The organism is Nonomuraea sp. NPDC050643, assembly GCF_040654715.1.
GTDB lineage: Bacteria > Actinomycetota > Actinomycetes > Streptosporangiales > Streptosporangiaceae > Nonomuraea.
The window spans coordinates 1-1,391 of the sequence record NZ_JBFAIM010000185.1 but is presented as its reverse complement, the minus strand read 5'-3'; the positions used below and the strand labels follow the sequence as shown (position 1 = coordinate 1,391).

Genomic DNA, 1,391 nt, shown 5'->3' with positions numbered 1-1,391 from the left:
GGCAGGCGGCCCCACTCCTGCCAGGCGGCGTGCGCGCCGCGCACCCAGCCCGGGGTGACGACCGTGCGGCCCGAGCGGCGGGCGGCCTCGTCCAGGTCGCCGTCCTCGGCGGCGGGCCGGGTGCCCAGATGGCTGAGGAAGCGGCTGCGGCCGGTGGCGGGGTCGTACACGGAGATCAGCATCGTGCCGGCCAGTGTGGTCATGGTCGGCTCGACCACCGTCTGCACGGCCGCCGCCGCGAGATAGGCGTCCACGGCACTGCCGCCGGCTTCGAGGGCCGCCACCCCCGCCCGGGTGGCGGCGGGATGGGAGGTCGAGATCATTCCCCGGCGGCTCGACGCCGCTATGTGGCGCGGGTCCGGGCGCGAGGGGCGCGACGGCACCTTGGTCATGCGTTTCTCCTGATCACAGTCATGAGCCTGCTACAGGCGGCGTGCCGGAGCTAACGACAGGCGTCGTAAACCTCGGCCCGCGCGCTCTGCACCTGTCGCATGACGTCAGTGGCCGGCGGCTTGGCCGAGTCTGCGGGGGTCGGCGGCGCCGTGGAGGGTGCCGTCGGGGGTGAAGGCGATGGCTTGGCAGCTGCCCATTTCGGGTTCCCAGGGGGAGACGCGGGTGAGGGTGAGTCCTTGGTTCTCGGCTTCGGTGAGGGCGGGTTCGCCGATGGTGGATTCGACCATGGGGCTTCGGCTGGGGTGGTGTGAGGCGCCGAAGAGGGGTTGGTGGACGGATTGTTGTGGGGTCATGCCGCGCTGGAGGATGTTGACGGTGTTCTGGAAGACGTTCTGGAGTGCGGAGATGCTGGGGGAGGCGGCGGTGAGCACGGGGCGGCCGTCGCGCAGGGCCAGCAGGGACGTCGCCCAGCCGGCGGGCATGGGGACCATGGGGGAGGCGTACAGGGTGATGGGACGCGGCACGACCACGCCGTCCACCATCAGGCCCACGCCGAAGGCGGTCGAGCTCGCGGAGTGCGTGCCGTAGGCGATCATGCCGCTCGCGTCGGCGGCGACGATGGCGTTGGTGCCCATGTTCATGGCGTCGAACGGGCGTGGCGGGCCGTCGACGACCCGCCCGGCCAGCTTCTCGGCGGCCTCGGGTGAGACGTCCAGGTCGCCGGGGGCCAGGCCGTGGTGCCAGGACTCCTCGACGATGCGCATCATGCGGTGCAGACTGTGGCCGGTCAGGTGGGCCAGGCTGAGCATGAGGGCGTACAGCGGGCCGATGGTGTGCAGCTCGTAGCCGCCCGCCACCGGGAGCGGCGTCAAGGGGAGGGTGATGGACTTCGTGGCCGCCAGATCGTCGAGGGTGATGCGGCCGCCGGCGGCGCGGGCGGTCTCGACGTAGCGGCGGGCGAAGTCGCCCTCGTAGAAGTAATCCGGGCCCTGCTCGGC

General features: G+C 72.0%; 2 protein-coding genes. Both read right to left on the bottom strand.

Going from position 1 to position 1,391, the window contains the following annotated elements:
• The coding region (locus tag AB0I15_RS66870) for a gamma-glutamyltransferase (protein WP_358121217.1) at nt 1-392 on the bottom strand (392 nt) is incomplete at its 3' end.
• A gap of 105 nt (nt 393-497) precedes the next feature.
• Nucleotides 498-1,391 (bottom strand): hypothetical protein (locus AB0I15_RS66865; RefSeq protein ID WP_358121215.1); only part of this gene is annotated, 894 nt, incomplete at its 5' end.